The organism is Alysiella filiformis, assembly GCF_014054525.1.
GTDB classification, from domain to species: domain Bacteria; phylum Pseudomonadota; class Gammaproteobacteria; order Burkholderiales; family Neisseriaceae; genus Simonsiella; species Simonsiella filiformis.
Map to the genome: position 1 here is coordinate 1,677,811 of NZ_CP059564.1, position 13,339 is coordinate 1,691,149.

Genomic DNA, 13,339 nt, shown 5'->3' on the forward strand with positions numbered 1-13,339 from the left:
ATTTATTGATAAGAATGAAAATTTCTGCGAACCTAAACGGGGCAGATATGAAATCTGCCCCTACAAACCGAGTTTTGCAAAGGTTTCAAAACATGGGTTTGGTGCAACAAGTTGCACCCTACATTTATCCCATTTTTCAATCAATTAACCATGATTTTTTATCAATCTGAATCATCACAACCATTGCGCCAAATCTTGCGTGGCAATGTCCCATTGCCACACGCTGTGCATTGATGTGCCGTCCAAACCGCGCAAAAACACAAATCGCACCGCTATGGTTTCAGGCAGCGCGTGGCGCGATTGCAAATAACGCGCCGCCGCAATCGCATAAATCAGGGCTTGCAAGTAATAATGGTGTTCGGCAATGGCGTGATTCAAAGCGTGTTTGTGATAGGCTTGTGCCGTGTCGCCCAAATAATGCGATTTGTAGTCCACCACCGCCGTCATCTCATTGCTGTGGTAAAACAAATCCACAAAACCATTGATGAAACCCTGTACATCATAAAAATTCAAACCCTGCGCCGCCTGCGCGATTTCGGGCGATAAACCCAAATGCGGCTGGCTGAACCAATCGCGCACGGCTTGCACTTTAAAATCATCGGTGTGCAACAAAAATCCCCATTCCATAATGTGATTTTCAGGCAGGCTTTGCGCCAAATTGTGTTGCGCGAAAAGCGGCATTTGGCGAACGCGGTCAAACATCTGCGCCACCGACTCGCGCCATGTTTCGGGGTCAAAACCATAATGCGCCAATTTTTCATCAATCAAGGCGATTTGCTGGCTGGCTGGCTGGCTGAAATCGCCCTGTTCCAAAATGCTGTGCCAACACAAACCTGTGCTTGTGCCTTGCGGAAAATGATGAATACTGTTGCCCTGTTCGCTGGGCTGATGGGCGATTTGTTCTACATTGTCCAGCGTGGGCAAAAGTTCGGCACGGGCGGCTTCGGCTTGTTCGGCAAGGCGTTGATTTTGCTTGCTCAAACCCGTAAAACTGGTGTGGCGAACAAATTGATAGCGGCGCGGTTGAAACACGGCTGCCTGAAAATCGCTGCGATGTGGCGGTGGCTCAAAATGGTGTTCCACGCGATTTTGGTTGTGGTCAATCAACAGCATATCGGTTTGAGACGATTGTTTTTCTTGCACAAATTGCTGCCACGCTGCCCAATAGTTTTCAGGCTGCTTTGCCACATCTTGCGCGCCCAGCAAATAGGCAAATGCGCTGCGGTCGCTGCTGTCGTAGCTTGCCATGTAAAGATGAAGTTGCTCTTCGGCACGGGTGCAAGCCACATACATCAAACGCAAGTCTTCCGACAAGCGTTCGCGTTCGCCCATTTCTTTATCATCTTGATTGAGTTGATTTTTGTGGATTAACGCCGCTTGATGGGCATGGTGGACAATCTGCCATTCGGGGACATTGCGGCTGCCGCTCGCCTTCCACGCAAAAGGGCAAAACACAATCGGATATTGCAAACCTTTGGACGCGTGCATGGTAACGATTTTGACCAAATTCTCATCGCTTTCCAAACGCAAAATGTGTTCGCCTGCGCTTTCTTTGTCGCGCGTGGCGGCGATGTGTTGCCCCAACCATTGTCGCAACGATGTGGGCGAATGGCTTTGTTCATCTTCTTGCGCCAACAATTCCATAAGCTGATGCAAATTGGTGAGCGTGCGCTCATTGCCCTGTGTGAGCAAGCGCGTTTCCACGCCATGCCGCGACACAAATTGTTGAATTGCCGCGTAAATGCCGTGTTCCAGCCACACATTCAGGCAGCTTTGTGCGCTGTCTATCCATTTGAGCAATTCGGTTTCGTGTTGATTTAATTGTAAGATTTCTTCGGCGGTGTATTCAAACAGGCAGCCTGCAAGCAAAAATCGCAACATTGCCGTGCGCTGCGGTTGAATGAAAAAATCCAACAAAGCCGCCAAAGCCTCCGCCTCGGGTTCGGCAAAAATGCTGTCGCGGCTCAACAACACGCTTTGAATGTGGCGTTTTTTCAATTCGCGCTGCACCAACACGCCATCTTTACGCGCCCGAACCAACACCGCAATTTGGTCGGCTCGGAGCGGTTCGCCTTTCAGTTTCAGGCTGCCTGCCGCGCTTTGGTTGAGCATTTGCGCGATTTCGCTGGCGCAATAAGAGGCGGCGCGTTTTTCCAATTTGGCGGCATTGTCTTTATCATCATCTTGATTTTGCTGGCGATTGAGCCAACGTACCGTCAGCGCATTGCCCTGTGGCAACAAATGGCTGTGTTCGCGTGATGCGTCCACAGTTTGATAGGCAATTTCAGGCAGCACAAATGGATTTTCACGCGAAAACAAGGCACTGATGCTGTTAATCAATTTGGCGTGGCTGCGGCGATTGGTGCTTAATGTGTAGATGTTGTTTGCCGATGCGTCTTCGGCTGCCTGCAAATAGGCGAAAATATCGGCACCGCGAAAGCTGTAAATTGCCTGTTTGGGGTCGCCCACCAAAAAAAGCGGAATGCGATTGTGGGCAAACGCGCTGCGAAAAATCGCATATTGCAAAGGGTCGGTGTCTTGAAATTCGTCAATCAACGCCACCTGCCAGTTGTGCGCCATGTTTTCAGACAGCGCGGCAGCGTGTTGCGGATTGTGGTGCAAAGCGTGGTACACATCAAGCAACAAATCATCAAAATGGCGAATGGGGCTGCGTTGTTTGTGGCGTTGCTGGTGTTGGCGCAAATGTTGCAGTAATTGATGATTGAGCCACACCAGTGTACTTTCTTCTTTTTCAATCAATCGGATACAGGCATTTGCCAAATCGTCTAATTGTGCGATTTCGTGAATTTTATCGGTGGCGATTTCTTTGCCTTTTTTGATTTTGCTGGCAATAAAATCGGCAGAAAAGGGGCTTTCGCCTTTGCTGTTTTGCAAATTTTCCCACAAAGTTTGTGCGGTAACGCGGCTGCCTGCCACTTCATTCAAAAAATCAAATTTTTTGCGAAAGGTTTTTTCATTGAAACTGACCCCATTTAAATTGGGGTGGATTTGCCAAAATGTTTCGCCAATTTGGGCAATTTGTGTGCTGACACGTTGCCACGCTGCCTGAAAATCGCGTTTGGCGGCAGACAAATCCTTGCCCACATCGCTTTCGCGCAAAGTCAAATAGGGTCGCGCCACAAAATTGTGCAAGGCATCAACTTGCTTTTTGGGCGAAGTGCGATGATAAAGCAATTCAGCAAAATCAATATCTTGGGCAATTTGCGTGCGCCAAAAATCTTGTGCGGCAATGAGCAATTCGTCTTTGCCCGATTGCTCGTCCAATTCAATGTCAAACGGCACGCCACACAAAAAGGCGAAATCTTGCAACACGCGCTGGCAAAAGCTGTGTATGGTGTAAACCGCCGCATTGTCAAAATCGCCAATCGCCGCTTTCAGGCGCAACATGACCCGCGCTTGGGCGGTGTTGGGGTCGGATTCGGCAGCAAGTGCCTGTTGCAAAAGCTGAAACAGAAAATCATCGCCACAATGTTCGCGCAAATTTTCAGGCTGCCTGAACGCATTTTCGGTGCGGTGCAATGCAGACAAGGCTTCGTCCAAACGGGCGCGAAGTCGCGTTTTCAGCTCGGCGGTGGCGGCTTTGGTAAACGTAACCACCAAAATTTTGTCCACGCTCAAAGGCTGGCTGTGTTGGGGCAGGGGCAACAGCACCAGTCGCAAAAACAGCGCGGCAATGTTCCAAGTTTTGCCCGTGCCAGCCGATGCCTCAATCAAATTGGTGTGCGCCAAAGGCAAAGTTAGGGGATTAAGCGTTTGTGCCATGATGATTTTTTCAATAAATATGTGAAATTTGTTTTCAGGCTGCCTGAAACCTGTTCCCTCTCCTGTGGGAGAGGGTTAGGGAGAGGGCAAAACTGGCGATGCGTCCGCGATTTTTCCCTCTCCCCAGCCCTCTCCCAAAGGAGAGGGAGTGAGACTGTGGCACACCACAAACGCATTCACAATGAAAATTGATTTTTAAACTGCTGTAATTGTTGCAAAATCAAGCGGCTTTGCAATTCAGGCACACGAAACGCAATCAGCTTGCGCATCAAACGAGACGCTGCCTGAACGTGCGTGGCAGACAAATTCTGTTGCGCCAAATGCAGCAGCAATTCGCCTTGAACCACATTGTCTTGGGCAATCGGATTGGGCAAGCATTCCAAGCCGTGTTCGGGTAAAACGCGATACCATTTTTCAGGCAGCACCGCATCGCCCCATTCATCGCGCTCAAAATCAGGCAGCCAACCCAATGATTTTAAAGCCGTATATTCAAATTGACGCAATGCCAAGCTGTGTTCAGGCTGGGTGCAAACTTCGCGCATGGTTTGGTGCAAAGCATGATAAATATCGGGGTGGGGGTCTTCCCGAGCCGTGAGTTTGAGCAACAATTCATTCAAATACAATGCACTAAATAAAGATTTGTCTTGCGCCAACTGCCAGCCACCCAACCATTCCGCTTTATGCAGCGTTTTCCAATCTTCCTTGCCAAACCACGACACGCTAATCGGCACAAACGGCACCAGCACCCCACGCAATTCCGAACCGCGCGTTCTGGCACTGCGCGCCAACACCCCCACGCGCCCATAGTCGCGGCTAAACAATTCCACGCGCAAGCTGTTTTCGCGCCAAGGGTGGCTGCTCAACACAAAAGCAGGTTGATGGTTAATGCGATGCGTTTGCGACATAATCCAAAAATCAATCAAAATGACAATTATAACGGCTACAACAAAAAGGGCGGATAAAAATCCGCCCTCAACATAAGCAAATTTGGGATAAAAGTTTAAGTAACTGTGCCTTCCAACGCTTTCCCGCAGGGAGAGAGGGTTGGTTTATTTACACATCATCTTCACGCGGTTTGATGAATTTCAAAAACAACACCAAAGACACAAAACCGCTTATCACACCCACCCACACCGATAAATCATAAGGCAGGTTGAAACCGATTTTCGCGTTCAAAATAAAGGCGTTGCACACCATCGTCATGAACACGGCAGGAATGGTTGCCACCCAATGATTTTTGCGCGTGCTGTACAAATAAGCCGCCACCACCCACAGCGTAATCATTGCCGTGGTTTGGTTTGCCCAACTGAAATAACGCCACAAAATCTGAAAATCAATTTTGGAAATGATGAAACCCACCACAAACAAAGGCACAGAAATCATCAAACGTTTGTCCAAACTTTTTTGTTCCATGTTCAGCCATTCGGCAATCATCAAACGCGCGGCACGGAAAGCGGTGTCGCCCGAAGTAATCGGCAAAATCACCACACCCAAAACCGCCAAAATGCCACCAAACAAGCCCAACATGCCCACAGCCGAATCGTAAACCACTTTGGAAGGCGTACCCAACAAAGCCTCTTGGAAACTGGCGGTGCTGTCGTAGAAACTCAATCCCACCATACACCAAATCAAGGCGATAATCCCTTCGGCAATCATTGCGCCATAAAAAATGAAACGCCCTTCTTTTTCGTTTTCAGAGCAACGTGCCATCAAAGGCGTTTGCGTGGCGTGGAAACCTGAAATCGCGCCACAGGTAATGGTTACAAACAATAAGGGGAAAATGGGTGCGTCTTTGGGGTGCAGATTTTTGAAAAATTCAACAATGCCCACTTCCGACAAATTCAAAGTGCGGAAAAAGGGAATGTCGTTTACCACCAAGCCGTAGAACATGCCGCACGTCATAAACAGCAGCAAACCGCCAAAAATGGGGTAAATGCGACCGATGATTTTGTCAATCGGCACAAGTGTGGCAATGATGTAGTACACGAAAATGATGACCGTCCAAATCACCAAAATATTGGCTTTGCTGGCTGAAACGCCTGCCTCATCGTTTACTGCTGCCGCGCCCACCGAACCTGCCGTCATCAAATCGGACGTGATGTTGGTCAGCAAAGACGCTGGGCTTGCCACAAACACCACGCCCACCAACACCAGCAACACCACCGACAACACATTCATAAAATGTTTAAATGAATTGCCCAAATACTTGCCTGCCAAATAGGGCACGTTTGCGCCACCATTGCGTATGCTCAACATGCCTGTTAAATAATCTTGTACCGCGCCTGCAAAAATGCACGCAAACACAATCCACAACATCGCCACAGGCCCATACAATGCACCCAAAATGGGACCGAAAATGGGACCTGTTCCCGCAATGTTCAGCAACTGAATCAGCCACACGCGCTTTTTGGACATCGGCACATAGTCCACGCCATCGGTCATGGAATAGGCTGGTGTTTGACGCTCGGGGCGAATCACGAAAATTTTTTCAATGACTTTGCTGTAAAAAAAGTAGCCCAACAACAGCAAAGCCACACAAATGAGAAACCACATCATTTTGAAAATCCTTTAATTTTTGTTTTCTGGGGAATGGGCTTGCGTTTCAGGCAGCCTGCGGTCAATGCGTTTGCCGTTTTCGTCAAATTGAATTTTCGGCACGCAACTGCGACAACCGCCCTGTTCCACGCCCATGTCTTTACAAAGCTGGTCGTAGCTGTTGAGCAATTTGCGCCAAAAGCCGATTTTTTCGGGTTCGGGTTCGGACACGGTATTCTCCTTGCGCTTTGAGTTGAAGGGATAAATTGTCAAAGATTTTACAAAAATTAAAACAATCACGCAAACCCTTAACGCGATTTATTGTGTAAAAACCACAAAACACCAGCACATCATCTCATTAAAAATAAATCAAAAATGCTTTTTCAGGCTGCCTGAACAGCCACATCATTGCCAACAGCACGTTGAATCCAAGCAATTTTTACTTTTATTGAAACAAAAAAATGTTAAAATTTAAAACCCCAGTTAAATTGGGGGTTTAGTTGATTAAAACGTTTAAACTCAAATCATTCATGAAAGATGGATTATGACCAAAAATATTTTCTTATCATCTATTTTGGCATTATGCTTGGCAGCCTGCGGTGGCGAAAAAGCCCAAGAAAACACCCAGCCCAGCCCAGCAGCCCCAGCCAGCACATCGGGTAAAGTGATTAAAGTGGCACTTGACCCCTTATACCCCCCATTTGTGCAGCAAACGCCAAAAGGTTTGGAAGGCTTTGATGTGGACGTATTGCAAGCGATTGCCGACAAATCAGGCTTGCAAATGTCGTTTGACCCTTACCCTTGGGAAGGCTTGTTTGAACGCTTGAACACGGGCGAAGTGGACATTGTGGCAGGTGGCATTACCGTTTCTGAAAGCCGCAAACCAAATATGGATTTTTCAGACAGCTACAATGAAATTTCAACCGTATTGTTGGTGGGTAAAGATTCCCATATTGATACATTTGAACAAATGCGTGGCAAAAAAGTGGCTTATCAATTAAACACTTCTGCCGAAGCCACATTGCAAAAATTGCAAGGTTCAGGCGAATTGGCAAAAGATTTGGGCAGCAACAGTGCATGGGAAACCGTTAAGCGTGTTTTGGCAAATGATGCATCCAAAGTAGATGCCACCATTGGCGATTCCAGCCCATTGGAATACTATGCCAAACAATATGCCGACACAGGTTTGAAAGTCATCTACAACCCCAATTTACCCAAAGAAACCAATGCTTTTGCCGTTAAAAAAGGCAACACCGAATTGGTGGACAAACTGAACAAAGGTTTGGCTGCCATCAAATCAGACGGCACTTACGACAAAATCAAAGAAAAATGGTTGGGCAAAACCCCCCAATAATCGCATTGCAATATTGCTTTTCAGGCAGCCGAAAAACGCTTTTTTGGCTGCCTGAAAAGTTTTTGAAACAGACACAAATTTAATGTGCAAAATTGTGTTAATTTGTGCCATAATTCGCAAGGCGGCTTGTTTCAGGCAGCCTGAAAAAGAAAAATTCAACCCACAGGAGTTTACACCATGAGTACCATCATCTACACCCACACCGATGAAGCCCCAGCGTTGGCAACCCAATCGTTTTTGCCGATTATCCGCGCCTTTGGCAAACACGCCGATGTGCAATTTGAATTGGCAGACATTTCGCTGGCAGGTCGCATTTTGGCGGTGTTTCCTGAATTTTTACAAGAGAATCAACGCATTCCTGACGCATTGGCACAGTTGGGCGAATACGTTTTGCAACCCGAAGCCAATGTGATTAAATTGCCCAATATTTCCGCGTCCATGCCCCAGTTGAATGCAGCCATTTCTGAATTGCAATCAAAAGGTTATGCCGTTCCCAATTACCCCAGCAATCCACAAACGGACGCAGAAAAAGACATTCAAGCACGCTACGACCGCATTAAAGGTTCAGCCGTGAACCCCGTTTTGCGCGAAGGCAACTCCGACCGCCGCGCCCCCAAAGCCGTGAAAAATTTCGCCAAAAAATACCCACACAGCATGGGTGCATGGTCTGCCGACAGCAAATCCCACGTTGCCACCATGTCATCGGGCGATTTCTTCCACAATGAAAAATCCGTTACCGTTCAAGAGCCTACCACCGTTAAATTTGTGTTTACCGACAAATCGGGCAAACAAAGCGAATTGCGTAAGCCTTTGAAATTATTGGCTGGCGAGATTATTGACGCAACTTATATGAGCAAAAAAGCCCTGATTGCTTTCTTGCAAGAGCAAGTGAAAGACGCGAAAAATCAAGGTGTGCTGTTTTCATTGCACATGAAAGCGACCATGATGAAAGTGTCCGACCCGATTATTTTCGGTCATGCGGTTAAAGTGTTTTTTGCGCCTGTGTTTGAACAATTTGGCGACAAGCTGTCTGAAATTGGCGTGAATGTGAACAATGGCTTTGGTAACTTGTTGGCTGGATTGGAAAAATTGGATGCTGAAACCCGTCAAGCCATTGAAGCCAAAATTGCCGAAGTGTATGCCCAAAACCCCGATTTGGCGATGGTGGATTCCGACAAAGGCATCACCAATTTGCACGTTCCCAGCGATGTGATTGTGGACGCGTCCATGCCTGCCATGATTCGCAATAGCGGTCGCATGTGGGACAAAAACGGCAAAGCCATTGATACCAAAGCGGTTATTCCTGATAGCTCTTACGCGGGCATTTACACCGCCACCATCAATTTCTGTAAAGAAAATGGCGCGTTTGACCCCACAACCATGGGTTCTGTACCAAACGTGGGCTTGATGGCGCAAAAAGCCGAAGAATACGGTTCGCATGACAAAACCTTTGAAATTCAAGCCGATGGCAAAGTGGAAATTGTTACCGAAAACGGCACCGTTTTGACTTCACATGAAGTGGAAGCAGGCGACATTTGGCGCGCTTGCCAAACCAAAGACGCGCCTATCAAAGACTGGGTTCAGTTGGCGGTAAACCGTGCGCGTTTGAGCAACACGCCAGCGATTTTCTGGTTGGACGAAAACCGCGCCCACGATGCCGAATTGATTCAAAAAGTGAAAACCTATTTGGCAGATTTGGATACAAATGGTTTGGAAATCAGCATTTTGGCACCAGAGCAAGCGTGTTCAGCCAGCCTGAAACGCATGAAAGACGGCTTGGACACCATTTCCGTAACGGGCAATGTTTTGCGCGATTACAACACGGATTTGTTCCCAATTTTGGAATTGGGTACGTCTGCCAAAATGTTGTCCATCGTGCCTTTGATGAACGGCGGTGGCATGTTTGAAACGGGCGCAGGCGGTTCTGCCCCCAAACACGTTCAACAATTCAACGAAGAAAACCATTTGCGTTGGGATTCTTTGGGCGAATTTTTGGCGTTGGCGGTGTCGTTGGAGCATTTGGCACAGCGTGAAGGCAATGCCAAAGCGCAGGTTTTGGCGGACACTTTGGACGCGGCAACCGAGCAATTGTTGTTGAACGACAAATCGCCCAAACGCAAAGCGGGCGAATTGGACAATCGCGGCAGCCATTTCTACATCGCCTTGTATTGGGCACAAGCTCTGGCAGCGCAAGACAAAGACGCGGATTTGAAAGCGACTTTCGCGCCCGTAGCCGAAAAATTAGCCAGCCAAGAAAGCGAAATTTTGGCGGAATTGGCAAGCGGCGCAGGCAAAGCGGTGGATTTGAACGGCTATTATTTTGTTGATGCCGACAAAGTTGCCCAAGCCATGCGCCCAAGCGCGAAATTGAATGCGGTGATTGATGCGTTGTGATTTCAATGATTTGTATTTGATTTAAAATGAAATTCAGGCAGCCTGAAAAGTTTTGTACAGCTTTTCAGGCTGCCTGAAATGCAAATTTTTCTGATTGGGGAAATTTTTATGAAAACGAAATCGTTTTTACCTTCAATGGTTTTGGTGGCATTCTTGGCAAGTCCTGCCCTTTCATTTGCTTATGACGAACAAGACGAGAAAACCATTCGCGCTGATGTTGCTAAAATGAAAGCCGCCACGCTCAAACACGATGTTAAATCCATTATGCCAATGATGCCACAGGCTTTTTTTGATACTTTGTCAAAAGAAACCAACACGCCCATTTCAAAAATCAAACAAGAAATGCTGAAACAAGGCGAAGAAACCGCCAGAGATGCCAAAGAATTAAATGCCAGCTTGGATTATGTTATCCATTGGAAAAAACAAAGGGTTTTGAAATCCAAAACGGGGCGCGATTATGTGTTGCTTCCGACCACCACACGTCTCAATGGTCTTGAAATTAAAGGAAATTTGATTGCGATTAAAGAAGATGATGGGAAATGGTATTATCTGCAATATCAGCCGATATTTAAGTCTGTGATTCAAAAGGCTTATCCTGATTTGAAAGTTTTGCCTAAATAATGCAGGCTGCCTGAAACTTGCTCCCTCTCCTTTGGGAGAGGGAAAAACTGTTGAGCATTGCCCATTTTACCCTCTCCCTAACCCTCTCCCACAGGAGAGGGAACTGGGTTACTTAACAAATCAATGACTTTTATCCCAAACTCGCGTTAAATTAACTTTAAAAAGGGAAAGCAGATTATGTCATTAAATATTCCTGTTGAATTTCAAGATTTTGCCGATGAAATCATCGCCAGTTGCAAACCGAGCGTGCCATTCACGCTGACCGTTGCCCCTACGCAACTTTGGGACAGCAAAGTGGGCGGCAAGCCTTATTTGCCACGCGATTTTGCTTATCCAAACAATCCTGATGGCGAACCTTTGTTCTTTTTGGCGCAAATCAATTTCGCGCAAATGTCCGCCTTGCCTGATTTTCCGAGTAAGGGCATTTTGCAGTTTTTCATTGACGGCAAAGACGATTGTTACGGCATCAATTTTGATAACTACCAAGACAATTCGCACTACAAATTGATTTACCATGCCGATGTGGTTGAAAACGCAGATGAATTGCAACAAGATTTTGATTTTGTTCAATTTGATGAAACTGATTCTGGCGTACCGTTTCCGCCTAATCACAGTTACCAAATTTATTTTCAGGCTGCCACGCCACAGCCGATTACGCAACACGATTTTGCTTTTGGCGAAGTCGTGCCTGAATTATTTGATTTTTTGGACGAAAAATCCGAAGACGATGATTACGAATGGGATTTACACGACAAATACGATGAATTTTCAAACAGCGAACAACATCGCGTAGGCGGTTATCCGTATTTCACGCAAGACGATGTGCGCGGTTATGGCTCGTATGATTTGAAAGATTATGTGCTGTTATTCCAATTGGTTAGCGATTGGCGAGATAGCAATGATGACGTGAATATCATGTGGGGCGATTGCGGTGTGGGCAATTTCTTTATCCGCCCCGAAGATTTGAAAAATCTGGCGTTTGATAAAGCGTTTTTTACGATGGATTGTTGTTGATGGGTTTTCAGGCTGCCTGAAACAATGAACGCCCATAATCAAATTGTTTTTGCATAAAATTTCACATCAACCCCTTTCATATTCAAGCAAAATCGCCTAATCTTACGGTTTTTGTATTTTTGAACACAGAAAGAGAATGTTCACAATGGCACAACACACTTGGAAAAAAATCAGTCTTTACGTTGCAGGCGCGTTGAGCGGCATTGCGTTGAGCGTGGGCGTGCAAAGTTTTGCTGCCGATAAAACAGCCACTACCAATAATAAAGACAATGGCTTACCCATTCAATCGTTGCGTAATATGGCGGAAGTGTACAGCCAAATTAAAGCCAATTATGTTACCGAAGAAACCGATGAAAAATTGCTAGAAGGTGCCGTAAAAGGCATGGTTTCCAGCCTAGACCCACATTCAGAATACATGAACCAAAAAGGCTATTCTGAAATGAAAGAAAGCACTTCTGGCGAATTTGGTGGCTTGGGCATGGAAATTGGCGCAGAAGATGGCTGGATTAAAGTCATTGCACCCATTGAAGACACCCCTGCCGAACGCGCTGGTGTGAAAAGCGGCGATTTCATCATCAAAATTGAAAACGAATCCACACGCGGCATGAGTACCACCGATGCCGTGAAAAAAATGCGTGGCAAACCCAATACCAAAATCACGCTCACTTTAACGCGCAAAGACAGCCCCAAACCGATTGTGGTCAATTTAACCCGTGCCATGATTAAAGTGAAAAGTGTGCGCCACCATTTGCTTGAACCCAATTATGGCTATGTGCGCATCAGCCAATTCCAAGAACGCACCGTGCCTGCGCTGGCTGAATCCATTTCCGCTTTAACAACCGAAAACAAACAGCCTTTGAAAGGCTTGGTGTTGGATTTGCGCGATGACCCAGGTGGTTTGCTCAATGGTGCGGTGGGCGTGTCGGCGGCATTTTTGAAAAATGGCAGCCCTGTGGTCAGCACCAAAGGGCGCGATAACAAACCTGCCATGTCGCTCAAAGCCGTTCCCGAAGACTACATCATGGCGGCTGGTGTTGACCCTTTGGCAAATTTGCCTGCTGAAATTAAAGACATACCCATGACGGTACTGATTAACTCGGGTTCGGCTTCGGCTTCCGAAATTGTGGCGGGTGCATTGCAAGACCACAAACGTGCCGTGATTGTGGGTACGCGCAGTTTTGGTAAAGGTTCGGTGCAATCGGTTATTCCTTTGAACAATGGTGGCGCAGTGAAAATCACCACCGCCTTGTATTACACGCCCAACGACCGCTCCATTCAAGCAGTGGGCATTGTGCCAGATGTGGAAGTGCAAGACAAAACCCGCACCTTTGAAAGCCGTGAGGCAGATTTGGGCGGACACATCGGCAACCCATTGGGCGAAGAAGATGTGAAAGGCGGCGTGTTGAACAATGCAGAAAGCCCCAAACCTGCCGCCGCCAGCGAACCCAAAGACAAAGATGAAGATTTGTCCAGCCGCCGCAAACCCAATCCTGAAAAAGATGACCAACTGCGTAAGGCTTTGGATTTGATTAAAAACCCAGCCGAATGGCACAAATCTTTGGGCTTGGCAGCGAAAAAACCTGCTCCTGCCAAAAAAGAAGAAAAATAATCGTTTTTGATTCAAGAAACCTTTCAGGC

10 protein-coding genes are annotated in these 13,339 nt (G+C 46.9%); 6 read left to right on the forward strand and 4 right to left on the reverse strand.

Annotated features, from left to right (window positions below; genetic code table 11):
- Nucleotides 1-174: 174 nt before the first annotated feature.
- Entirely contained in the window at nt 175-3,783 is a 3,609-nt protein-coding gene (gene recB, locus H3L97_RS08315; protein ID WP_097113111.1) for an exodeoxyribonuclease V subunit beta, read from the reverse strand.
- Between recB and H3L97_RS08320 the strand changes: the two genes are divergently transcribed.
- Nucleotides 3,775-3,975, forward strand: coding sequence for a hypothetical protein (locus tag H3L97_RS08320; RefSeq protein ID WP_143269073.1), 201 nt, complete (start codon nt 3,775-3,777; stop codon nt 3,973-3,975). The two genes, recB and H3L97_RS08320, sit on opposite strands and share 9 nt — an antisense overlap.
- Here H3L97_RS08320 and recO read toward each other — a convergent pair.
- The 3 genes from recO to H3L97_RS08335 all read right to left on the reverse strand — a co-directional run bounded on the left by recO (nt 3,960) and on the right by H3L97_RS08335 (nt 6,549).
- Nucleotides 3,960-4,688, reverse strand: coding sequence for a DNA repair protein RecO (gene recO / locus H3L97_RS08325; RefSeq protein ID WP_097113112.1), 729 nt, complete (start codon nt 4,686-4,688; stop codon nt 3,960-3,962). The two genes, H3L97_RS08320 and recO, sit on opposite strands and share 16 nt — an antisense overlap.
- Nucleotides 4,689-4,836: 148 nt before the next feature.
- Nucleotides 4,837-6,339: a carbon starvation CstA family protein gene (locus H3L97_RS08330; protein WP_097113113.1), complete on the reverse strand. Its 1,503-nt coding sequence runs from the start codon at nt 6,337-6,339 to the stop codon at nt 4,837-4,839.
- 12 nt (nt 6,340-6,351) lie between these two features.
- Entirely contained in the window at nt 6,352-6,549 is a 198-nt protein-coding gene (locus H3L97_RS08335; protein ID WP_097113114.1) for a DUF5363 family protein, read from the reverse strand.
- A 313-nt stretch (nt 6,550-6,862) separates the two neighbouring features.
- Here H3L97_RS08335 and H3L97_RS08340 point away from each other — a divergent pair, with 313 nt between their 5' ends.
- The 5 genes from H3L97_RS08340 (at nt 6,863) to H3L97_RS08360 (ending at nt 13,310) form a co-directional block, all read left to right on the forward strand.
- The gene (locus H3L97_RS08340; protein ID WP_097113115.1) at nt 6,863-7,672 is read left to right on the forward strand and encodes a substrate-binding periplasmic protein; all 810 of its coding nucleotides are present in this window, start codon (nt 6,863-6,865) and stop codon (nt 7,670-7,672) included.
- A gap of 177 nt (nt 7,673-7,849) precedes the next feature.
- Nucleotides 7,850-10,066, forward strand: coding sequence for an NADP-dependent isocitrate dehydrogenase (locus H3L97_RS08345; RefSeq protein WP_097113116.1), 2,217 nt, complete (start codon nt 7,850-7,852; stop codon nt 10,064-10,066).
- A 108-nt stretch (nt 10,067-10,174) separates the two neighbouring features.
- Nucleotides 10,175-10,687, forward strand: a complete 513-nt coding sequence (locus tag H3L97_RS08350) for a hypothetical protein (RefSeq protein WP_143269074.1) — start codon at nt 10,175-10,177, stop codon at nt 10,685-10,687.
- 177 nt (nt 10,688-10,864) lie between these two features.
- Complete coding sequence (locus H3L97_RS08355) at nt 10,865-11,701, forward strand: YwqG family protein (RefSeq protein ID WP_097113118.1); 837 nt, start codon at nt 10,865-10,867, stop codon at nt 11,699-11,701.
- A 145-nt stretch (nt 11,702-11,846) separates the two neighbouring features.
- Nucleotides 11,847-13,310 carry a S41 family peptidase gene (locus H3L97_RS08360; protein WP_097113275.1) on the forward strand — a complete coding sequence of 488 codons (1,464 nt, stop codon included), beginning with the start codon at nt 11,847-11,849 and terminating at the stop codon, nt 13,308-13,310.
- The last annotated feature ends 29 nt before the right edge of the window (nt 13,311-13,339 follow it).

Coding starts and splice junctions, on each gene's coding strand:
- recO (WP_097113112.1), bottom strand. CDS start 4,688: ATGTCGCAAACGCATCGCATTAACCATCAACCTGCTTTTGTGTTGAGC.
- recB (WP_097113111.1), bottom strand. CDS start 3,783: ATGGCACAAACGCTTAATCCCCTAACTTTGCCTTTGGCGCACACCAAT.
- H3L97_RS08345 (WP_097113116.1), top strand. CDS start 7,850: ATGAGTACCATCATCTACACCCACACCGATGAAGCCCCAGCGTTGGCA.
- H3L97_RS08355 (WP_097113118.1), top strand. CDS start 10,865: ATGTCATTAAATATTCCTGTTGAATTTCAAGATTTTGCCGATGAAATC.
- H3L97_RS08340 (WP_097113115.1), top strand. CDS start 6,863: ATGACCAAAAATATTTTCTTATCATCTATTTTGGCATTATGCTTGGCA.
- H3L97_RS08350 (WP_143269074.1), top strand. CDS start 10,175: ATGAAAACGAAATCGTTTTTACCTTCAATGGTTTTGGTGGCATTCTTG.
- H3L97_RS08330 (WP_097113113.1), bottom strand. CDS start 6,339: ATGATGTGGTTTCTCATTTGTGTGGCTTTGCTGTTGTTGGGCTACTTT.
- H3L97_RS08360 (WP_097113275.1), top strand. CDS start 11,847: ATGGCACAACACACTTGGAAAAAAATCAGTCTTTACGTTGCAGGCGCG.